The organism is Plantactinospora sp. A48, from assembly GCF_055793945.1.
Window position 1 is genome coordinate 233,009 of record NZ_JBTIXF010000001.1, and the last position, 21,460, is coordinate 254,468.

Sequence of the window (21,460 nt, forward strand, 5' to 3'; positions counted from 1 at the left end):
TACGCGACGACGCGTATCCCGCCGGCACGCCCCGGCGCGGATACTCAGCCGGTACGCTGCGCGGTCCGGTCGGCGGCCCGCTGCCAGGACGGGGTACGCAGCGGCGCGTGCTGCGGCGGCCGGTTGCCGGGATCCTTGATCCAGGCCCGGATCCCTCGGCCGGCCAGCGGCTCCTCCCGATACCGTGGCACGAGGTGGCAGTGCGCGTGCGGGACCGACTGGCCGCCCACCGGCTCGACGTTCCAGCCCACGTTCCAGCCGTCCGGCCGGTGCGCCTGCCCGATCATCGTCCGCAGTTCGGCGGGGCAGTCCATCGACACAGCATGCCGGACCGGCGCGGTCGTCGGCAGCCGTTCCATGGCCCCGCTGCGGCTCAGGGTTGTTCGTTGACGAACTGGAACTGGACGCGGACCGAGTCGTCGAGCGGCACCACCAGGGTGGAGTTGCTGGCGGACCATTTTTCCGGCACCAGGAACATGTGGTCGCGGCCCATGACGAGCAGGCGCAGTTGACGGTAGCGGTAGCGATAGGTCTGCCCCTCCGACGCGGGAAGCAACGTCTCGGTGACCCCGGGGGAACGCAGATACAGCGGTTCGCGGGTGTCCAGAATGACGCGCGGCAGCCGGTCGAGGTGCAGCGCGGTGTCGCGGGCCAGGTCCCGCCCCGACCACTGCGCGACGGTCGCGGTGGTCCAGAACAGGCTCACGGCGGTCAGCGCGAACAGCAGGATCCGCGCGGTACGGCGCGGGAACGCGGCGTTGTCGTCCGGGCGGGCATCGGACAACCGGGTCACCGTCTCGATGAGTTGCCAGCCGTACCCGACGAGGATGCCGCCGAGCGCGATGGCGGTCGGGGTGGCGAAGTCGTACAGCCACCAGTCGCGCAGCGCCGGGTAACTGAACAACAGCAGCACACCGGCGGTGAGCAGGATGAGTCCGGCGAACACCGCGACCCGGGTACCACGGCGCAGTCGGCGTAGCGTCATCCGGGCGGCGGCCCGGCCGGGCGCCTCACCGTCGCCGTCGCCGTCGGTGGCGGTGGCGGTGGTGGCGGTGGCGGCGGTGGTCGCGAGCGCCCGGGCGATCCGTTGCCTCAGCCGGACGTGGCCATGGAGCAGGGCGGCGCCCAGCACGGTGAAGGTGAGCAGCGGCACGAGCAACGGTTGTGGGCTGCGCATGACGTACTCCCGGGTGCCGAGCCCGACCACGTCGACATCGATGCCGAAGTATTCGTACTGGGCGCGCGACGCCACGTACCCGAAATAGAACAGCAGGGTGCTGACCACCGTGACGGGCGCGATGACGCCGGCCCACGCGCTCAGCCAGCCCGCGATCCGGCCGGTGGGGGCATCCGGGTCGGCCGGCATCACTCAGCCGGATCCCCGCCGCCGGCGCCGCCCGGCGGGGTCGTCGGTGCCTCCTCGGTGGGTACGGGGCTTTCCGCGGGATCCGGTTCGGGGAACTCGACGAATATCGTGCCGTTGTTGACCGGCTCCGATGCCGCCGCCGCGAAGTCCCGGCACTCGCGTTGGTGGCCACTCGGGCAGGTGGTCAACTCCCCCTTGATGATCAGCTCTCCCTCGCCGTAGTCGACGGCTTCGACGCCGATCCGGCAGCGGCTCGCGTCGGCCCGGTAGTCCATCGGACCGCGGAGCTGGTCACACTCCGGTTTGCAGGCGTGCCGCTTGACCCTGAACGAACCGGCCGCCCCGCTGACCGTCACCGTACGCACGGTGATCTTGTAACCGGCCGGGATGGGCGGCCCGAGCCAGTAGACCGGTTGGCAGTAGACCTTGCCGCGCTCGGTGATCGTCGGGCCGCCGTCCGGTCCGTACGGCAGTCGCGGCATGGGGATCGACGGCTTCTTCGGGACCGGGGGTGCGGGCTTCTCCGGGCCGGAACCCTCCACGGCCGGCGACCGTTCGGTGCCCGTCTGGGTGGGCGCCGTTTCCAACGGCGGGGCGCCCGGCCCGGCCTCCGCCGCCGTGGACGAGCCCGCCGAGGTGGACGCGGTCGGATCGGCGTCGTGTCGAGTGGATCCGCAGGCCGCGCTCGACACGATGAGCAGCAGCACGGTCGTGCTCGCCACCGCGCGGGCCAGGAATCCGTCAACCTTCATGATCTGTCTCCACGCCGTCCCGGAGTTTGGCTTTCACCCGACGCGGGATCCCGCCGACCATCCAGTCACCTCACCTTCATCACTATGCATGATCGAGTTGTCGCGGAGGGTCACCGGAATCGGCGACGTGTCCGGATGATCGGACCGGCAAACCAGCGGGTCCGCTGCGCGCGGAGGCGGAGCGGCTGGCCGTGTCGGCCGGCGACCCGCTGGAGGACGCCGGGAAGCCGACCACTTCGCGTCGTACCGATCCGTTTTCGCCGCCGCGCTGAGCCCGGCGCACGGCGGAGGTTGGGCCGGCGTCCAGCCACACCCGGGAGGCAGGGTGAGCCAGCGCTCGCAGCACCGGCGGGGTCGGTGCCCCGTCTGCAAACGCCTCGTAGCCCTCACCGCCGACGGAAGAGTCGCCCGACACAACGGCACCATTCGGGCCTACGCCCCGCCCGAGGAGTGCCCCGGGGGTGGGCAGGAAGCGCAAGCCACAGGGTCGTGAGCGACAGCGTCACTCGTTCGGGGAGCAGATCGCCTGCGGCTCCGGTAGCCGGGGGTGCCTCGCGCCGGCCATGCCGTTGCGGCCGTGCGCCGGTGTCAGACGGTGACCGCGGCGCGGACGAAGGCTGCGACCTCGCGCGAGGTGCTGGTCTGCGACCAGGCCAGGACCAGGGTGGCCGGATCGGCGTCCGGGACCGGGCGGCTGGTCAGGCCCGGCGGCAGGTGCTCGCCGACCGATTCCGGGACGACCGCGATCAGGCGGCCGAGCTGGATCAGGTGCAGCATCTGGTTGCTGTCGGCGACCGGGTAGCCGGTGACACCGGGGCGGGCTTCGGGCCAGCGGGGCATCGGCTCACCCTGCAGGTCGATCATCGACACGGTGGCGCGTTCGGCGAGCCGATGTCCCTCGGGTAGCAGCACGACCTGGCCCTGGGTGTGCAGGTCATCGCTGTCCAGACCGCTCAGGTCGTTCTGCGGTCGGTGCAGCAGGGCGAGGTCGGCACGCCCGTCGCGGACCATGGCGGCGCGTTCGCCGACGCTGAAGGCGAGGTCGACCGGGACGGCGCCGGGGGATGCCGCGTAGCGTCCGAGGATGGCGCGCAGCAGTCCGGCGTCGCCGCCAGGCTTGAGGGCCAGGGTCAGGTGCGGGGTGGTCCGGGCGGCGTTTCGGGTACGCCGGATCGCCGCCTCGACCGCGTCGAGCGCGCCGCGGGCCTCGGTGAGCAGCACCTCGCCGGGCGGGGTGAGGTGGACCGCGCGGCTGGTGCGTTCCAGCAGGGTGACGCCCATCCGGCGTTCGAGCAGGCGGATCGCGCGGGACAGGGGTGGCTGGGCGATGCCGAGACGCTGGGCGGCACGGCCGAAGTGGAGCTCCTCGGCGACCGCGACGAAGTAGCGCAGTTCGCGCGTCTCGACGTCATCCATACCGCAACGGTATCGCCGCGGACCGGTTCGGTCCTGGTCCGCGAGCCCTGCCGGTGGTGGGCTCGGGACATGAGTGAAGCACGCATCGCGCTGGTGACCGGGGCGAACAAGGGGATCGGGCGGTCGGTCGCGGAGGGCCTCGCCGAGTCAGGGATCACCGTGCTGGTCGGCGCCCGGGACCCGGAGCGGGGAGCGGCGGCCGCGGCGAAGATCGAGGGTGCGTCGGCGATCCGGCTGGACGTGACCGATCCGGCCGGGGTCGCCGCCGCCGCCGAGGCGATCGGGGCCCGGTTCGGCCGGCTGGACATCCTGGTCAACAACGCGGGGATCGGTGGTGACCGCACGGCGCAGGCGCCGGGAACGGCTCGGCTGGACGGCATCCGGGAGGTGTTCGAGACGAACCTGTTCGGGGTGGTGACGGTGACCGAGGCGATGCTGCCGCTGCTGCGCCGCTCGGCCGGGGCGCGGATTGTGAACGTTTCCAGTGGCACGTCGTCGATGGCGTGGATGACCGACTCGACCCACTATCTGAGCCGGATGCCGGCGTCGCTGGGTTATCCGGTGTCCAAGGCGGCGCTGAACATGCTGACCGTGCAGTATGCGAAGGCGCTGGCTGGGGACGGGATCCTGGTGAACGCGATCGCACCGGGTGCGTGTGACACGGATTTCGCCAAGGGGCTTCCGTTTCAGCTGTCCCGGACGGCCGCCGAGGGCGCGGCGGTGGTGGTGCGGCTGGCCCTGCTCGGGCGGGAGTGCCCCAGCGGCGGGTTCTTCGACGACGGCGGGAAGGTGCCGTGGTGAGTTCCAGACCGCGGATGATCGAGGCGATCGCCAGTGATTCGCAAGGTGGTTACGGACTCCGCGAGGTTCGCCTGGACGCGACACATCCGGACCCGAAGTTCACTGGGCGAAGCGGCCTGCGTCGATTAGAATGTATGTACGAATTAAGGCTCTGAACTGGGAGGACAGCCGTGACTGCGCCTGCTGCCACCGTCCCCACCACCCCGCTCCCCTACGCCACACTGCTCGGTTTCACCCGGTACGTGGACCGCACCGGGCCAGCCAAGGCGAACTTCGTCGGTGGCCTGCGCAAGCAGCGCGCCAGCGGCTCCGGATTCAACCCGCACGGCCAACTCGTCAAGGCGCTCAAGACCGACATCGCCTTCCGGACCGGAGGTCGGCACCTCCACGAGATTGTCGAGGTGGTCAAGCCCCGCTGGCGCCCGCTCTACGAGACCCTGGTTCCGGGCGCGATCGCGTACCTGAACTCGCTCGGCGACCCCGACCAGGTCGAGTTGGCCCAGACCCGGGACGCGCTCGGCATGGTCGGTGAACTGCCCGTCAAGATCAACCCCCAACTCGGCCTGCGCTACGCCGACGGCCGCACCGAGGCGGTCCGCCTGCACTTCGACGAGGCGCCGCCGAGCGACGAGGCCGTACTGGCAACTCTGCACCTGATGGGCCGGTACACCGATCAGGTCCTGCCACACGCCGAACCGGTGCTGGTCGACGTCCGGCGCGGCGTGGCGCACCGCGTACAGCCGAGCGGCAAGCCCGACCAGGTGGAACGCTGGCTGGCCGGCGAGGCCGCCGCGTTCCGGGCCATCTGGTCCACGGCCGCCTAGGGCGATTCCGGGCCGGCACCCCTGGCGGTGCCGGCCCGGCGCAGCGCCACCGTCGCCGCGGCGGCCGCACCGAGGGTCACCGCCCCGGCCACCCCGAGTCCGACGGCCGGCCGCGGTGTCCCGCCGCCGTCGCCGGTGCCGGCACCGCCCCGGGGCAGCACCTCCGTCGGCCGCATCATGTCGTTGTCCTCGTGCTCCAGGTTGTGGCAGTGCCAGACGAACCGGCCGGGGATGGTGAACCGGGCCAGGATCCGGGTCGTCTCGCCGGGATAGGCCAGCACGGTGTCGAGCGGCCCACGCTCCTGCGGCTGCGGCGGCCGACCGCCGTCCATCCCGCGTCCCACCAGCTCGAAGTGGACCCCGTGCAGATGGATGGGGTGTACGTCGGGGGTGTGGTTGTGCAGCTCCCAGATCTCCGGCTCGCCCACCACCGGGGTCTCGGTGACCGGCGCGTCGAAGTGCAGCGGCCGCGGGTTCCCCCGGTCGTCCAGCGTCCCGAGCAGGAAGGCCGGCGGTACCGTCCCGGGTCCGCCGTGGCCGGCCAGCAGCAGCCGGCGGGTCCGCCGCGCCGGACCGACCGGCGCGGTCGCCGGCAGCGAGAGCTGGTCCGGCGGTACGCTGCGGTCCACCCGGTCGCGGCCGATCACCTCCAGCTTCAACACCTGTCCGGTGGTCCGGGGATCCGCCGGGGCGCTTCGCGGATTCCCGTCGAACGCCGTCTCGGGGCCCTCGTTGACCAGGTACAGCGCCGTACCCTCCGGCACGTCGGTGAAGTCGACGATGACGTCGGCCCGCTGGGCCGAGCCGAGCACCACCCGGTCGAGACACACCGGCGCCGGCAGGAAGCCGTTGTCGGTGCCGATCCGCCAGAGCGGCACCTCGGCCCGGGCCGGCCGTGCCGTCGGGTCGGCGGCGATCGACAGGATCAGCGTACGACCGTTGCAGGCGTTCAACAGCCGGAGCCGGTACCGGCGCCGGTGGACCCGCAGCACCGGCCAGGTGACCCCGTTCGCCACCATCACGGTCCCGCTGAACCCGGGCTCCCAGATCGGCGGCGCGCTCCCGCCCCCGTCGGCGGCCCCGGTTGACGCCGTGCCGCCCGTGTCACCCGCGCCGAACGGGGCACCCGCGCCGGCCGATGCCGTCGCACCGGAGCCTCCGCCGGCCGTGGCACTCCGGTCGGGGTAGAACAGCGAGCCGTCGGCCCGGAAGGACCGGTCCTGGATCATCAGCGGGATCTCGGCCGCGCCGCCGGCCGCCGACGGTCCGGGCAGCACCCCGGCCGGCAGGTCGTGGGAGCCGCCGCGCAGCAGGTAGAACCCGCTCAGCCCGGCGTAGTTGGTCACCCGCGTGATGCCCAGGGCGTGGTCGTGATACCACTGCGTACCGGCCTGCTGCGTGTTCGGGTAGCGGCAGGTGGCCGAGCCCCGGTGCCAGCGCACCCCGTCCCGGTCGTGGGCGACCTCGGCGTGCCGGTCGTACCAGCTGCCCACCCGGGCGAAGCCGGTGGGGATGTCCCGGGCGTCCGGCAGGTACCAGGCTTCCGGGTAGCCGTCGCACTCCGGATCGACGAGCATGCCGTGAACGTGGGTCACCAGCGGGATCGGGCCGGCGTACCGGGTGGTCCCTCCGGCGGTACGCCCCGGAGCGGTGTCCCGCCCGCCCGTCCCACCCGCCGGGTTGGCCCAGTGCAGCGTCGGGTCCACCGGCAGGATGCAGGGCCGGTACCGACCCTGCGCGTCGAGGAGCTGGTTGGCCCAGGTGATCCGGGTCGGCCGGTCGACCCGCGCTTCGATCGTGCGGGCCGGCCAGCCGAAGGTGCCCGGGTGATCCGCCGAGCCGTACCCCCAGACCGTCGTGGCCGGCAGGCCCGACGGCAGTACCTGCTGACGGAACTGCCGGGCGGCTATGCGGTACTCGTCGATCCCGTTGCCGGACCGGGTCGCCGGCATCCGTCCGGGCACCGGCAGCGCGGTCACGTACTTGGGGATGGTCAGCGGGTCGAGCGGCGGCGCCGGGTCGGCCGGTAGCGACCGGTCCGGCGGGCCCGAGTCGCGCAGCAGTGCCGGGCCGGCCGAGCCACGGAGCCGGGCCAGCGCGGCCGGACCGGGAAACAGGGCCGCCGCCCCGCCGGTCAGGCCACCCACGATGAGTCGTCGACGAGTTGTCACGAGTGCTCCTCCCGTACCGTCTGGGACGTAAGGAGTAAATCGCTCGCTTTTTCGGGTCTTGAGCGTTTTACGGATTTTGCCCGCACAACCGCCCGTGTGGGGGACCGGCCCGGCGGTCAAGCCCCGCCGATCACCGTCAACCGGCCGGCGGACCACCGACTGGCGGACCACCGGCTGGCGGACCCTCAGCCAGCGGACCCCCGGGCGGCGGACCACCGACTGGCGGACCCTCGGGCGGGGCATTCTCGGGCGGGGCGTCCTCGGGGGGCAGTTCGGTGAGCGGGACCACGCTCAGCGCGTCGAGCGGACCGACGATGACCCGCAGGCCCGGAAAGTAGTCCGCCAGCAGCCGGCGGCACCGGGGACAGGGTGACAGCACGCTGCGGCCCCGATCGCCCACCACCACGATGGTGCTCAGCTCGCGTACCCCCTGGGTCGCGGCCGTGCCCACGGCGACCGCCTCGGCGCAGGCGCCCCCGGTCTCGTGCCGGACGTCCACCCCGGTGAACACGCGGCCCTCGGGCGACAGCACCGCCGCCGCGACCGCGTGCCGGTCACCCTGGCTGCGCAGCCGGGCAACCGCCCCGGCGGCCTGCACCAGCGCCCGCTCGGTCGCCTCCATCGCATCCCCCGATCCGATCGGTCGCCCCGACCCTCCGCCGCCGCCCAGTCAACCGGGCCGACCCGGGCACCACAAAATCAGGAACGCCGGAGCGCCACAAGATCAGGAGTTAGGAGGGGGCCCTTCCTATACGAAAAGCGATAATAGGGGGCCCTTCCTTTCTCCCTGGGCGGGATAACCACGGGCCGTGGGGAGGGTCGCGTGCCTATCCTTGGCGACGACATGCAGACTTCACCGCCCGCCGCGCTCGACTCCCCCGCCGCCGGCCTGAGTGCCCGCCTGGCCGAGTTGGGCTACGCCGACCAGCGCCGCATCCAGCGCCGACTCGACGGCATCCGCAAGATCCGGGACCCGCAGCGCCGGCAGCGCGCGGTCGAGGAGATCACCGCCGACGTCGCGTCCGCCGAGGCCCGGTTGGCCGCGCGCCGCGCCGCCGTGCCCGTGATCAGCTATCCGCCGGAACTGCCGGTCAGCGAACGCCGGGACCAGATAGCGGCGGCGATCCGCGACCACCAGGTGGTGATCGTGGCTGGCGAGACCGGCTCGGGCAAGACCACCCAGATTCCGAAGATCTGCCTTGAGCTGGGTCGGGGCGTCCGGGGCCGGATCGGGCACACCCAGCCGCGCCGGTTGGCCGCCCGGACGGTGGCCGACCGGATCGCCGAGGAGTTGGGGACCGAACTCGGTGACGTGGTGGGATACAAGGTCCGGTTCACCGATCAGGTGGGCGACCGGACGCTGGTCAAGCTGATGACCGACGGCATCCTGCTCGCCGAGTTGCAGCACGACCGGATGCTGCGGCAGTACGACACGCTGATCATCGACGAGGCGCACGAACGCAGCCTGAACATCGACTTCATCCTCGGCTATCTGAAGCAGCTCCTGCCGAAACGGCCGGACCTGAAGGTGGTCATCACCTCGGCCACCATCGACCCGGAACGTTTCGCCCGGCACTTCGCCAAGCCGGCCCGGGACGGTGGCGAGCCCGAGCCCGAGCCGGCGCCGATCGTCGAGGTGTCCGGCCGGACGTACCCGGTCGAGGTGCGTTACCGGCCGCTGGTCGAGGCGGCCGAGGACGACGAGGACACCGACACGGTCCGCGACCAGGTCCAGGCCATCGGTGACGCCGTCGAGGAGCTGGCCGCCGAGGGGCCGGGCGACGTCCTGGTCTTCCTCAGCGGGGAACGGGAGATCCGGGACACCGCCGACGCGCTGGGCAAGCTGGTGCAGCGGGTTCCGGCGCTGCGCGGGACGGAGATCCTGCCGCTGTACGCCCGGCTGTCCAGCGCCGAGCAGCACCGGGTCTTCCAGCGGCACTCCGGGCGCCGGGTCGTGCTGGCCACCAACGTCGCGGAGACCTCGCTCACGGTGCCCGGCATCAAGTACGTGGTGGATCCGGGCACCGCCCGGATCTCCCGGTACAGCAACCGGCTCAAGGTGCAACGGCTGCCCATCGAGCCGATCTCGCAGGCGTCGGCGAACCAGCGCAAGGGCCGGTGTGGGCGCACCTCGGACGGCATCTGCATCCGGCTGTACGACGAGCAGGACTTCCTGGGCCGGCCGGAGTTCACCGATCCGGAGATCCTGCGCACGAACCTGGCCTCGGTCATCCTGCAGATGACGGCGATCGGGCTCGGTGACATCGGCGCGTTCCCGTTCGTCGAGCCGCCGGAGCGGCGCAACATCACCGACGGCGTCAACCTGCTGCACGAGCTGAACGCGCTGGACCCGGCCGGCACCGAGACCGACCGCCGGCTCACCCCGCTGGGCCGCCGGCTCGCCCAACTGCCGGTGGACCCCCGGCTGGCCCGGATGGTGCTGGAGGGCGAGCGTGCCGGCTGCCTCACCGAGGTGGTCGTGATCGCCGCCGCGCTGTCCATCCAGGACCCGCGTGAGCGCCCGGCGGACCGGCAGGCCCAGGCCGACCAGTCGCACGCCCGGTTCACCGACCGGGAGTCGGACTTCGTCACCTTCCTCAACCTGTGGCGGTATCTGCGCACCCAGCAGCGGGAGCTGTCCTCCAGCGCGTTCCGCCGGATGTGCCGGGCGGAGTACCTGAACTACCTGCGGGTACGCGAGTGGCAGGACATCGTCAGTCAGCTCCGCCAGGCGCTGCGTACCGACCCGGTGGCGCCGGACCCGCGCGGGCGCCGCGGTCGGGGTGCCGAGCGGGCCCGGCCGGCCGAGGGCGGCAACGGTCGGTCCGGACCCGGCGCCGACCTGCCGGAGGAGATCGACACCCCACGGGTGCACCAGGCGCTGCTGGCGGGCCTGCTGTCCCACCTCGGGCTCAAGGACACCGCGAAGAACGAGTACCTGGGGGCCCGGGGCGCCCGGTTCGGGATCTTCCCCGGTTCGGCCCTGTTCAAGAAGCCACCGCGCTGGGTGATGGCCGCCGAGCTGGTGGAGACCTCCCGGTTGTGGGGCCGGGTGGCCGGGCGGATCGAGCCCGAGTGGGTGGAACCGCTCGCACAGCACCTGGTGAAGCGCAGCTACAGCGAGCCGCACTGGGAGAAGAAGCAGGGCGCCGTCATGGCGTACGAGAAGGTGACCCTGTACGGCGTCCCGCTGGTCACCTCCCGCAAGGTGAACTTCGGCCGGATCGACCCGGTGCTCAGCCGGGACCTGTTCATCCGGCACGCGCTCGTGGAGGGCGACTGGCAGACCCACCACCGGTTCTTCACCGCCAACCGGGAGCTGTTGGACGAGGTGGCCGAGCTGGAGAACCGGGCCCGCCGCCGGGACATCCTGGTCGACGACGAGACCCTGTACGGGTTCTACGACCAGCGGATCCCGGCCGACGTGGTCTCGGCCCGGCACTTCGACGCCTGGTGGAAGCAGGCGCGCCGGGACCAGCCCGAACTGCTGACCTTCACCCGGGAACTGCTGATCAACGCCGGCCGGGGTGGGGTGGCCGAGGAGGACTATCCGGACCAGTGGCAGGCCGACGGGGTCGCCCTGCCGCTGACGTACACCTTCGACCCGGGCACCCCGACCGACGGCGTGACGGTGGACATCCCGCTGCCGCTGCTGAACCAGGTGCCGGCGGAGACCTTCGACTGGCAGGTGCCCGGCCTGCGCGAGGAACTGGTCATCGCGCTGCTCCGGTCGCTGCCCAAGCCGGTCCGCCGCAACTTCGTACCGGTGCCCGACTACGCCCGCGCGGTGCTCGCGGCGATCACCCCGGGCGCGGAGCCGCTGCTCGACGCGCTCACCCGGGAGTTGCGCCGGATGACCGGCGTCACGGTCCCCCGGGACGCCTGGGACCTGACCCGGCTCCCACCCCACCTGCGGGTCAGCTTCCGGGTCCTCGGCGAGGACGACAAACCGGTCGCCGAGGGCAAGGACCTGCCGGCCCTGCAACGCCAGCTCCGCCAGGAGGTACGCCAGGTCGTCGCCGCCGCCGCGCCCGACGTGGCCCGGACCGGCCTCACCGAGTGGAGCATCGGCACCCTGCCGCAGAGCATCGAGCAGGTCCGGGCCGGGTACGCGGTGACCGCGTACCCGGCGCTGGTGGACGAGGGCGCGACGGTCGGGGTGAAGGTGTTCGACTCGCCGGCCGAACAGGCCGCGGCGCACTGGGCGGGCACCCGGCGGCTGCTGCGGTTGACCGTGCCGTCGCCGGCGAAGTTCCTCCAGGGTCGGCTGAGCAACGAGGCGAAGCTTGCGCTGAGCCGCAATCCACACGGTGGGGTCCAGGCACTCATCGCCGACGCCGCCGGCGCGGCGATCGACAAGCTGGTCGGCGACGCCGGCGGTCCCGCCTGGGACGCCGCGGGCTTCGCCGCGCTGCGGGACCGGGTCCGGGCCGATCTGGTCGACACCGTGGTCGAGGTGATGGACCGGGTCCGCACCGTGCTCGCCGCGGCGTACGCGGTCGAGCAACGACTCGGGGCGACCCGCAACCTCGCGGTGGTCGCCGCGCTCGCCGACCTGCGTCAGCAGCTCTCCGGGCTGGTGCACGCCGGGTTCATCACCGAGACCGGGTACGCGCGCCTGCCCGACCTGCTGCGCTATCTGACCGCGATCGAGCGGCGGCTCGACCGGTTGTCCGGTGATCCGCAGCGGGACAAGTCCCAGCAGGACCGCGTCGCGGTGGTGCAGCAGGAGTACCGGGACATGCTGGCGGCGTTACCGCCGGGCCGACGGAACGACGAGGCCGTGCTCCGGATCCGCTGGATGATCGAGGAGCTGCGGGTGAACGTCTTCGCGCAGGCGCTGGGTACCCCGTACCCGGTGTCGGAGCAGCGCATCTACCGTGCCATGGACGAGGCCGAGGGTCGCTGACGGCACCGTCACGGTGAGCAACCGGGCGGGGTGGACGAACGCTCTTCGAGGCCCCTGTCTGGGAGTCATGAAAATGACTCCCAGACAGGGCCGGTCACCGCCACCGGCAGATCAGAGCCGCGGTGGGCCAGGGTCTGGCGGAGCAGTGGCGGACCGGAGCCATGGCGGTGGTAGCGGCGGTTCAGCGCACCCGGACCGGCGCGGTACGTCCGACCGGCACCTTCACCGCTGCTCGCGCGCGGTCGATCCGGGCGTTGACCGGGGGTTCCACCGGCGGGTACTCCTGGACCCATCGGATCGGGTTGTCCCGGTACCAGCGGTAGACCTCGCCGAGGCCGTCGGCGAACCGGATCTGCGGCTCGAAGCCCAGCTCGTCCTGGATCTTCCGGTAGTCGAGCGAGTACCGCTGGTCCTGCACCTTGCGGTCGGCGACGTACCGGACCCGGTCCCAGTCGGCGCCGTGCAGGTCGAGGATCCGCTCCGCCAGCTCCCGGTTGGTCAGCTCGACGTCACCGCCGATGTTGTAGATCTCGCCGGCCCGACCCTTGCCCAGCACCAGCGACACCGCCCGGCAGTGGTCGTCGACGTGCAGCCACTCCCGCACCGCCCGACCGTCGCCGTGCAGGGTGATGTCGTGCCCGGCGAGCAGGCTGGTGACGAACCTCGGGATCACCTTCTCGATGTGCTGGTACGGGCCGTAGTTGTTCGCGCAGCGGGTGATCGACAGGTCGAGGTCGTAGGTGCGCCAGTACGAGCGGACCACGCAGTCGCTGGCCGCCTTGGACGCGGCGTACGGCGAGTTCGGCTCCAGCACGCTGCGCTCGGTCCACGAGCCGCTGGTGATCGAGCCGTACACCTCGTCGGTGGACACGTGGACGACCCGTTCCACGCCGGCCCGGACGCAGGCCGCCATCAGCAGGTGCGATCCCATCACGTTGGTCTCGAAGAAGACCGCCGGGTCGTCGATGGACCGGTCGACGTGCGACTCGGCGGCGAAATGGATCACCGCCTCGTGGCCGGGCACCACCTCGGCGAGCAGTCGACGGTCGCAGATGTCGCCCTCCACGAAGGTCAGCCGGGGATGCGTGGTCGGCAGGCTGCTCCGGTCGCTGGCGTAGGTCAGCTTGTCCACCACCGTCAGGTCACAGTCCTCGAAACCGACGTACCGCCCGTCCAGTAGGCACCTGGCGAAGTGTGACCCGATGAAGCCTGCACCGCCGGTAACCAGGATTTTCATGTGTGGCCCTCCTACCACGCGAGCCTTCGCGTCCTCGTGCCCGCCGCGGACCTGCGGGAGCCGTCCTTGCCGCCGACCACCCGGTCGTTAACCCGCGGCCTCCGCTCGCAGATACGGGATAAAAGCCAGATACTCGCCCATAGAGGACCCATAGTAGGGGACCAAACCGCCCACGATGGAGATAACGTGACGGTCGGGGGAAATGACACCCCCAGCGGGTGAACCGACCCGGGTCAGTACGGCTCGACACCCCGGGGCAGGTTGCCGCCCTCGGCGGTCTCCCGGATGAAGCCGAGCAGGATCCGCCGCAGTTCACCGGCCGCGTGGCTGAGCGCGACATCCCGCCGCCGGGCCAGCGCGATCGTCCGGCGGATGCCCGGCGGGGCGAGCTGGGTGACGTGGATGCCGGGCCGGCGGGACACCACGATGCCGGGCACCAGGGCGACGCCGAGACCGGCCTCGACGAAGCTGAGCACCGCGTCCATCTCGCCGCCCTCGACCGCGAACCGTGGCTCGAAGCCGGCCTCCCGGCAGGCCCGGAGGGTGGCGTCCCGCAGGTCGTACCCGCTGCGGAACATCACCAGCGGCCGGTCCCGCAGCTCACCGATCGCCACCCGGTGTTCCGGCCCGGCCCCGGACAACGGCTCCAGCGAGGCGACCACCAGACCCTCCCGGAGCAGCGGTTCGGTCCGTAGCGCCGGATCGACCCCCCGGGCCGGCTCGATGATCAGCGCCAACTCCAGGTCACCACGCAGCAGGTCGCGGACCAGGTCCTGCGACCCGCCCTCCTCCACCCGCAGGTCGACCCCCGGGTGCGCGTCGTGGAACCGACGCAGCACGGTGGGCGCCAGCGAGGTGCACAGGCTCGGGGTGGCGCCCAGCCGGACCCGGCCGCGCCGGACCCCGACCAGCTCCTGCACCTGGGCCCGGGCGGCGTCCACGTCGGCCAGGATCCGCTTGGCCACCGGCAGCAGAAGCTCACCGGCGGGGGTGAGGGTGATGTTGCCCCTTACCCGCTCGAACAGCGGGGCGCCCAGATCGGTCTCCAAAGCGTGAATCTGCTTACTGAGTGAGGGTTGGGTCACGCCCACCGAATCGGCAGCATGGGTGAAATGTCGTGCTTCAGCGACCGCTACGAAGTACCGCAACTGCTGGAGGCGCATCTGCATAGCCTATAGCTATCAGAACTGGGTATTCGATGCATTGGACGACTGGATGGCCTCGCCTTAGCGTCGAACCCGTGGTAACCATGAGTCGCTCTCCGGTCCGGTCCTCCGTCGGCCTCAAGGCCGTGATGGCGGTGTCGGGCATCGTGCTGGTGCTGTTCCTCGTCGCGCACATGCTGGGGAACCTCAAGATCTTCACCGGTGCGGCCTCGTTCGACCACTACGCGCACTGGCTGCGCACCATCGGCACCCCACTGCTGCCCGGCACCTGGTACCTGTGGATCCAGCGGGCGGTGCTGCTCGTCGCGGTGGTCGCGCACATCTGGGCGGCCACGGTGCTGGCGCTGCGGGCCCGGGCCGCCCGGCCGGTCCGGTACGCGCACCGCAAGCCCGTGCGGGGCAGCTACGCCGCCCGCACCATGCGGTGGGGTGGCGTGATCATCCTGCTCTTCGTGATCTACCACCTGCTGGACCTCACCGCCGGCACGGTCAACCCGGTGGGCGACCCGGGCCGGCCGTACGCGAACGTCGTGGCCGACTTCGCCCCGGCCCGCTGGTACGTGACCCTCTGGTACGCCCTCGCGATCGTGACCCTGGGCTTCCACCTGCGGCACGGCGTCTTCAGCGCGCTGCGCAGCCTCGGCCAGCAGCGCCCGCGTGGCGAGCGGACCGCCCGCCGGGCGGCCCTGGTCTTCGCCGTCGGGCTCTGCGCGGGCTACCTGGTGGTCCCGTTCGCCGTACTGACCGGATTGGTGGCTTGACATGCTGTTCACCGAGGGCGACCCGATCGCCGACACCAAGGCCCCGGACGGGCCGATCGCGGACCGGTGGAGCACCCGCCGGTTCGAGGCGAAGCTGGTCAACCCGGCCAACCGGCGCAAGCGGCACGTGATCGTGGTCGGCACCGGTCTGGCCGGCGGATCCGCCGCCGCCACCCTGGGCGAGCTGGGCTACCAGGTCACCTCGTTCTGCTACCAGGACAGCCCGCGCCGGGCCCACTCGATCGCGGCCCAGGGCGGGATCAACGCCGCGAAGAACTACCGCAACGACGGCGACTCGATCCACCGGCTGTTCTACGACACCGTCAAGGGTGGTGACTTCCGGTCCCGGGAGTCGAACGTCCACCGGCTGGCCGAGGTCTCCGTCGAGATCATCGACCAGTGCGTCGCCCAGGGCGTGCCGTTCGCCCGCGAGTACGGCGGCCTGCTCGACACCCGCTCCTTCGGTGGCGCCCAGGTGCAGCGGACCTTCTACGCCCGGGGCCAGACGGGCCAGCAGCTGCTGCTCGGCGCGTACCAGGCGCTCGAACGGCAGATCGGGCTCGGCCACGTCACCATGCACAGCCGGCACGAGATGCTGGAACTGGTGGTGGTGGACGGCCGGGCCCGCGGCATCGTGGTGCGTGACCTGGTCACCGGCGAGATCGAGACACACTTCGCGGACGCCGTGGTGCTCGCCTCCGGCGGTTACGGCAACGTCTTCTTCCTGTCCACCAACGCGAAGGGGTGCAACGTCACCGCCACCTGGCGGGCGCACCGCAAGGGCGCGTACTTCGCCAACCCCTGCTACACGCAGATCCACCCGACCTGCATCCCGGTCTCCGGCGACCACCAGTCCAAGCTCACCCTGATGAGCGAGTCGCTCCGCAACGACGGCCGGGTCTGGGTACCGAAGGCCGCCGGCGACGACCGGTCACCGAGGGACATCCCCGAGGACGAGCGGGACTACTACCTGGAACGGATGTACCCGTCGTTCGGCAACCTGGTGCCCCGGGACATCGCCTCCCGGGCCGCCAAGAACGTCTGCGACTCCGGCCGGGGGGTCGGACCGACCGGGCTCGGCGTCTACCTGGACTTCGCCGACGCCATCTCCCGGCTCGGCCGCCGGGCCGTGCAGGAGCGGTACGGCAACCTCTTCGAGATGTACGAGCGGATCACCGGTGAGGACCCGTACGAGGTTCCCATGCGGATCTATCCCGCCGTCCACTACACGATGGGCGGGCTGTGGGTGGACTACGACCTCCAGTCGACCATCCCCGGCCTGTTCGTGATCGGCGAGGCCAACTTCTCCGACCACGGCGCGAACCGGCTCGGCGCCTCGGCACTGATGCAGGGCCTCGCCGACGGCTACTTCGTGCTGCCCAGCACCATCGGTGACTACCTGGCCGGTGGGCCGTTCGAGCCCGTCGACGAGTCCCACCCCGAGGCCGTCCGGGCCCGGGCCGACGTGGCGGACCGGGTCGCCCGGCTGCTGGCGGTGAACGGCGACCGGACCGTCGACTCGTTCCACCGGGAGCTCGGGCACATCATGTGGGAGCACTGCGGCATGGAACGCACCGACGCCGGGCTGCGCAAGGCGATCGACGAGATCCGCGGGCTGCGCGAACAGTTCTGGCGGCGGGTGCGGGTGCCCGGCGACGGCGAGGGACTCAACCAGGCGCTGGAGAAGGCCGGCCGGGTCGCGGACTTCTTCGAGCTGGCCGAGCTGATGTGCGTCGACGCGCTGCACCGCACCGAGTCCTGCGGCGGGCACTTCCGGGCCGAGAGCCAGACCCCGGACGGCGAGGCCCAGCGCGACGACGAGCACTTCAGCTACGTCGCGGCCTGGGAGTTCACCGGCGCCGACCAGCCGCCCGTGCTGCACAAGGAAGACCTGACGTTCGCCTACGTCCACCCCAGCCAGCGGAGCTACAAGTGAACCTCACCCTGCGGATCTGGCGACAGTCCGGCCCGGACGACAAGGGCCGGATGGTCACCTACCCGGTCCGGGACATCTCCGCGGACATGTCGTTCCTGGAGATGCTCGACGTACTGAACGAGCGACTGACCCTCGACGGCGAGGAGCCGGTCGCCTTCGACCACGACTGCCGGGAGGGCATCTGCGGCGCCTGCGGCATGGTGATCAACGGCGAGGCGCACGGGCCGCAGCGCGGCACCACCGCCTGCCAGCTGCACATGCGGCACTTCTCCGACGGCGAGACCATCGACATCGAGCCGTGGCGGGCCCGCGCCTTCCCGGTGGTCAAGGACCTGGTCGTCGACCGGGGCGCGTTCGACCGGATCATCGCGGCCGGCGGGTACATCACCGCGCCGACCGGCAGCGCGCCCGAGGCGCACTCGACGCCGGTGGCCAAGGCGAACGCGGACACCGCGTTCGAGTCGGCCGCCTGCATCGGCTGCGGCGCCTGCGTGGCGGCCTGCCCGAACGGCTCGGGCATGCTGTTCACGGCCGCCAAGGTGACCCAGCTCAGCCTGCTGCCGCAGGGCCAGCCCGAGCGGTACACCCGGGTGATCGGCATGGTGGACGCGCACGACGAGGCCGGGTTCGGTGGCTGCACCAACGCCGGGGAGTGCACGGCGGTGTGTCCCAAGGGCATCCCGCTGAGCACCATCGGCCGGCTGAACCGGGACTTCCTGGCCGCCTCTGTCAAACGCGACGACACCCCCGGCGCCTGACCTCCGCCTCCCCCGGACAGCTCTCCCGGTGGTCTCGTAGGTGTCGCGGGACGGGCCGCGCCCGGCGAACCCGGCAACCGCAAGATCGCCGGGGTGGTGGTGGTCGGCACCGGGGGGTGGCGCGGCGTAGCGTGGGTCGCGCGTACCTGATCGATCGACGGCATGGGTGGGGAGCGATGGCGGGAGAACGCGACAGGGATCGGATCCGCACCGGGCGCGGTTGGCGCCGGGCGGCGCTCGTCGCCGGGGTGCTGGGCGCGGCGGCCTGGGCGGTCTGGGACATACCGGCGGCCCTCGGCGGGCGGCCGACCGGGTCCCGGGCCGACCGGCTGGCCCGGTCGCCGCAGTTCGGCGGTCGCACCTTCCGCAACCCGGTGGGCACCCGCACGATCGTGGCGCCGGACGAGCGTCAGGGCGAGGACCGTCACCTGCTGCGCGAGATGCTGCTCGGCGACCAGCGCCGGCGGCCCACCGGCCCGGTCCCGGTGCAGCGGCCCGCGCCGGCCGCGCCGGCCCCGGACGGGTTGGCCGTCGTCTGGTACGGCCACGCCTCGGTGCTGGTGGAGATCGAGGGTCGGCGCGTGCTGATCGATCCGGTGTGGAGCGACAGGTGCTCGCCGTCCCGGCTGGTCGGGCCGCGCCGGTTGCACCCGGTGCCGGTGCCGCTGACCGAACTGCCGCAGGTGGACGCGGTGCTCATCTCGCACGACCACTACGACCACCTCGACATGGCGACCATCCGCACGCTCGCCCGGACCCAGACCACGCCGTTCCTGGTCCCCCTCGGGGTGGGCGCGCACCTGGAACGGTGGGGGGTGCCCGAGGAGCGCATCGTCGAGCTGGACTGGGACGAGACGGTGCCGATCGCCGGACTGGAACTCACCCCGACCGCGGCCCGGCACTTCTCCGGCCGGACGCTGCGCCGGGACCAGACGCTCTGGGCGTCGTGGGTGATCGCGGGCCAGCGGCGGAAGGTCTTCTACACCGGCGACTCGGGCTACTTTCCCGGGTACGCCGAGATCGGCGCCGAACACGGGCCGTTCGACGCCACCCTGATGCAGATCGGCGCGTACGACCGGGCCTGGCCGGACATCCACATGTTCCCGGAGGAGGCGGTCACCGCGCACCTCGACCTGCGGGGTGACCTGCTCATCCCGGTCCACTGGGGCACCTTCAACCTGGCCCTGCACTCCTGGGACGAGCCGGTGAACCGGATCTGGCGCGAGGCCAAGGCCCGGGACGTGCGGCTCGCCGTGCCCCGGCCGGGTGAGCGGGTGGACGTCGCCGAGCCGCCCGCCGTGGACGGCTGGTGGCAGACGGTGGCCTGACCGGGCCGCGCGAGGTCGGCGGACCGTGGCCCGACCGGGCGTACGGATCCGGCCGGGTCGGGTCAGTAGACGAACGGCCAGCCGGACGAGTCGTACCCGATGAGGTTGATGCCCAGGTACGACGCGCCGCTGCTGGCGTAGTAGTGGTAGTAGAGCACCTCGGCGTCGGAGTCGGTGGCCACGGACTGGCCACCGGGTCCGACGATCCCGCCGTGCGTGGCCAGCACCTGGGTGCCGCCACCCGAGGTCATCGCGGTGCCGTTGCGGTCCACGAAGGGGCCGTTGGCGCTCGTGGACCTGCCGACCATGATGCGGTAGGTGCTCGACGCGCCCCGGCAGCACAGGTCGAAGGAGACCCACAGGTAGTAGTAGCCGCCGTGGTGGAAGACGAAGGGCGCCTCGATCGCGGTCGTGGCGCCGGTCCGCTGCGCCAGGCCACGGAGGGTGCTGTCCAGCCGCAGGCCGGTCGACGGGTTGATCGCGATCTGCTTGATCCCGGTCCAGAACGAGCCGAAGGTCAGCCACCACCGCCCCGCCGTGTCGACGATCAGGTTGGGGTCGATCGCGTTGAAGTTGTCCGACGTCCTGCTCTCGATGACCAGGCCCCGGTTGGTCCAGCTGGCCGGCAACCCGGTCGAGCTGGTGGCCAGGAAGATCCCCGAGTGGTTGGAGCCGAACGTGGAGGCGGCGTAGTACATGTAGTAGGTGCCGTTGTGGTACGAGACATCCGGCGCCCACAGCACGTTGCTGCCCCCGGTGTAGGCGAGCGTCCACGAGGCGCCGTTCGGGAAGGCCACCCCCGCCTCGGTCCACGCGGTGCGGTCCCGGGAGGTCTTGATCGGGATGTTCGCTCCGGTGTACGGCAGGATGTAGGTACCGCCCGGCGTCTTCACCAGCGCCGGGTCGTGGGTGCCGGTGTTGCCGGTCACCCGGCCGGGATTCGGGTAGGCGGCCGGCGGGTTGGTCGGCGTGGCGGCGGCGGTCGGGCTCGGCGTGACCGAAGGGCTGGGCGACGCCGAGATCGAGGGCGACGGGCTGGGCGACACGGACGCCGAGGGACTGGGCGACGCCGACGCCGACGCCGAGGGTGACGGGTCGGGCCCGCCGGTGCTGGCGGACGGGGTCGGCGTCGGGCCGCCGCAGGTCGTCTCGTTGAACGTGAACGACGTCGGGGCCGGGTTGCTCGTGGTCCAGCCACCGTTGAAGCCGAAGCTCGTCGACGCGCCGGTGGCCAGGCTGCCGTTGTAGCTCGCGTTGGTGGCGGTGACCTGGGTGCCGCTCTGGGTGACCGTGGCGTTCCACGCCTGGGTGACCGACTGGCCGGCCGGGTAGGACCAGGTGAGGGTCCAGGAGCTGACCGGGTCACCGAGGTTGATGATCGACACGTTGGCGCCGAACCCGCCCTGCCACTGGCTGGTCACCGTGTAATCGACCTGGCAGCCGGAAGCGGCCGCCCGCGCGGCGACCGCCGCCGTCGTACCGGCCAGCAGCATGGCCGCCGCCGCGACCACGATCGGTGTCCGGAGCCTGATCCCGCGCATCCACGTACTCCCATCCCGCCGATTCGCAGATGTTCACGCTCGCAACCGAGAATGTCAAGGTTGTCGATGAATCAATCCAGACCCTTTGCCCGCTTCGCACCTAGTCGCACGGTCCGCATTTGCTACATCACTTTCCGTAGCCCGGCGCACCGACCCGGGACGCCCGGGACGCCGAGCCCGACCGGCCCCGTCGGGTGTCGAAACGTCGCGACGATGGGCGATCGTTACGGCACGGTGAGTAATTTTCGACGCCTCACACAGTGAACGCTGCCGATCGATGGCAGAACTCTGCCAGCCGCGGACGTACCGATACGGACCCTTCGTTGCCTAGTCTCATCCGTGCGCCGACTATTCGCCGGGGTCGATAGCGGCGGGCGACCAAGGATGTTCGCGTCGGTTTGCAAGGTCGTTTTCTGATATCCCACTCACCATCTTCCGTCCCACAGTGCGTTCGCGCGTTGGATCGGGTCGTGAGCCTCGCCATGGCTCGTGTC

16 protein-coding genes are annotated in these 21,460 nt (G+C 71.6%); 7 read left to right on the forward strand and 9 right to left on the reverse strand.

From position 1 onward, the window contains the following. Window positions 1-44 precede the first annotated feature (44 nt). The 4 genes from ACXN5W_RS01125 to ACXN5W_RS01140 form a co-directional block, all read right to left on the reverse strand. Window positions 45-314, reverse strand: coding sequence for an HIT family protein (locus tag ACXN5W_RS01125; protein WP_473156194.1), 270 nt, complete (start codon window positions 312-314; stop codon window positions 45-47). 59 nt (window positions 315-373) lie between these two features. Continuing rightward, complete coding sequence (locus ACXN5W_RS01130; RefSeq protein ID WP_473156195.1) at window positions 374-1,366, reverse strand: hypothetical protein; 993 nt, start codon at window positions 1,364-1,366, stop codon at window positions 374-376. Beyond that, window positions 1,366-2,118: a hypothetical protein gene (locus tag ACXN5W_RS01135; RefSeq protein ID WP_473156196.1), complete on the reverse strand. Its 753-nt coding sequence runs from the start codon at window positions 2,116-2,118 to the stop codon at window positions 1,366-1,368. Before ACXN5W_RS01135 ends, ACXN5W_RS01130 begins: the two co-directional genes overlap by 1 nt. 588 nt (window positions 2,119-2,706) lie before the next feature. Beyond that, the gene (locus ACXN5W_RS01140; RefSeq protein WP_473156197.1) at window positions 2,707-3,534 is read right to left on the reverse strand and encodes a LysR family transcriptional regulator; all 828 of its coding nucleotides are present in this window, start codon (window positions 3,532-3,534) and stop codon (window positions 2,707-2,709) included. 69 nt (window positions 3,535-3,603) lie between these two features. Between ACXN5W_RS01140 and ACXN5W_RS01145 the strand changes: the two genes are divergently transcribed. Next, the gene (locus tag ACXN5W_RS01145) at window positions 3,604-4,335 is read left to right on the forward strand and encodes an SDR family NAD(P)-dependent oxidoreductase (protein ID WP_473156198.1); all 732 of its coding nucleotides are present in this window, start codon (window positions 3,604-3,606) and stop codon (window positions 4,333-4,335) included. 170 nt (window positions 4,336-4,505) lie between these two features. Then, a complete protein-coding gene (locus tag ACXN5W_RS01150) occupies window positions 4,506-5,159 on the forward strand; it encodes a hypothetical protein (RefSeq protein ID WP_473156199.1) in 654 nt (217 codons plus the stop codon). Here ACXN5W_RS01150 and ACXN5W_RS01155 read toward each other — a convergent pair. Next, window positions 5,156-7,330, reverse strand: coding sequence for a multicopper oxidase family protein (locus ACXN5W_RS01155; RefSeq protein WP_473156200.1), 2,175 nt, complete (start codon window positions 7,328-7,330; stop codon window positions 5,156-5,158). The two genes, ACXN5W_RS01150 and ACXN5W_RS01155, sit on opposite strands and share 4 nt — an antisense overlap. Window positions 7,331-7,466: 136 nt before the next feature. Then, window positions 7,467-7,952 (reverse strand): cytidine/deoxycytidylate deaminase family protein, encoded by a 486-nt coding sequence (locus ACXN5W_RS01160; protein WP_473156201.1) that lies wholly within the window; start codon window positions 7,950-7,952, stop codon window positions 7,467-7,469. A gap of 222 nt (window positions 7,953-8,174) precedes the next feature. Here ACXN5W_RS01160 and hrpA point away from each other — a divergent pair, with 222 nt between their 5' ends. Next, complete coding sequence (gene hrpA / locus ACXN5W_RS01165) at window positions 8,175-12,239, forward strand: ATP-dependent RNA helicase HrpA (RefSeq protein ID WP_473156202.1); 4,065 nt, start codon at window positions 8,175-8,177, stop codon at window positions 12,237-12,239. Between the two features lie 181 nt (window positions 12,240-12,420). On the opposite strand, the gene rfbB is transcribed toward hrpA, so the two are convergent. Together rfbB and ACXN5W_RS01175 are read right to left on the reverse strand one after the other, a co-directional pair. Then, window positions 12,421-13,476: a dTDP-glucose 4,6-dehydratase gene (gene rfbB, locus ACXN5W_RS01170; RefSeq protein ID WP_473156203.1), complete on the reverse strand. Its 1,056-nt coding sequence runs from the start codon at window positions 13,474-13,476 to the stop codon at window positions 12,421-12,423. Window positions 13,477-13,709: 233 nt separating this feature from the next. Continuing rightward, window positions 13,710-14,645, reverse strand: coding sequence for a LysR family transcriptional regulator (locus tag ACXN5W_RS01175; RefSeq protein WP_473156204.1), 936 nt, complete (start codon window positions 14,643-14,645; stop codon window positions 13,710-13,712). A gap of 80 nt (window positions 14,646-14,725) precedes the next feature. Between ACXN5W_RS01175 and ACXN5W_RS01180 the strand changes: the two genes are divergently transcribed. The 4 genes from ACXN5W_RS01180 (at window position 14,726) to ACXN5W_RS01195 (ending at window position 19,425) form a co-directional block, all read left to right on the forward strand. Continuing rightward, entirely contained in the window at window positions 14,726-15,403 is a 678-nt protein-coding gene (locus ACXN5W_RS01180; protein WP_473156205.1) for a succinate dehydrogenase cytochrome b subunit, read from the forward strand. 1 nt (window position 15,404) lies between these two features. Then, a complete protein-coding gene (locus ACXN5W_RS01185) occupies window positions 15,405-17,339 on the forward strand; it encodes a fumarate reductase/succinate dehydrogenase flavoprotein subunit (RefSeq protein ID WP_473156206.1) in 1,935 nt (644 codons plus the stop codon). After that, window positions 17,336-18,097, forward strand: coding sequence for a succinate dehydrogenase/fumarate reductase iron-sulfur subunit (locus ACXN5W_RS01190; protein ID WP_473156207.1), 762 nt, complete (start codon window positions 17,336-17,338; stop codon window positions 18,095-18,097). The genes ACXN5W_RS01185 and ACXN5W_RS01190 overlap by 4 nt, the downstream gene beginning before the upstream one ends. 176 nt (window positions 18,098-18,273) lie before the next feature. Then, the gene (locus ACXN5W_RS01195) at window positions 18,274-19,425 is read left to right on the forward strand and encodes an MBL fold metallo-hydrolase (protein WP_473156208.1); all 1,152 of its coding nucleotides are present in this window, start codon (window positions 18,274-18,276) and stop codon (window positions 19,423-19,425) included. 62 nt (window positions 19,426-19,487) lie between these two features. On the opposite strand, the gene ACXN5W_RS01200 is transcribed toward ACXN5W_RS01195, so the two are convergent. Then, on the reverse strand, window positions 19,488-20,966 hold the full coding sequence (locus ACXN5W_RS01200) for a family 43 glycosylhydrolase (protein ID WP_473156209.1): 1,479 nt from the start codon (window positions 20,964-20,966) through the stop codon (window positions 19,488-19,490). Window positions 20,967-21,460 lie beyond the last annotated feature (494 nt).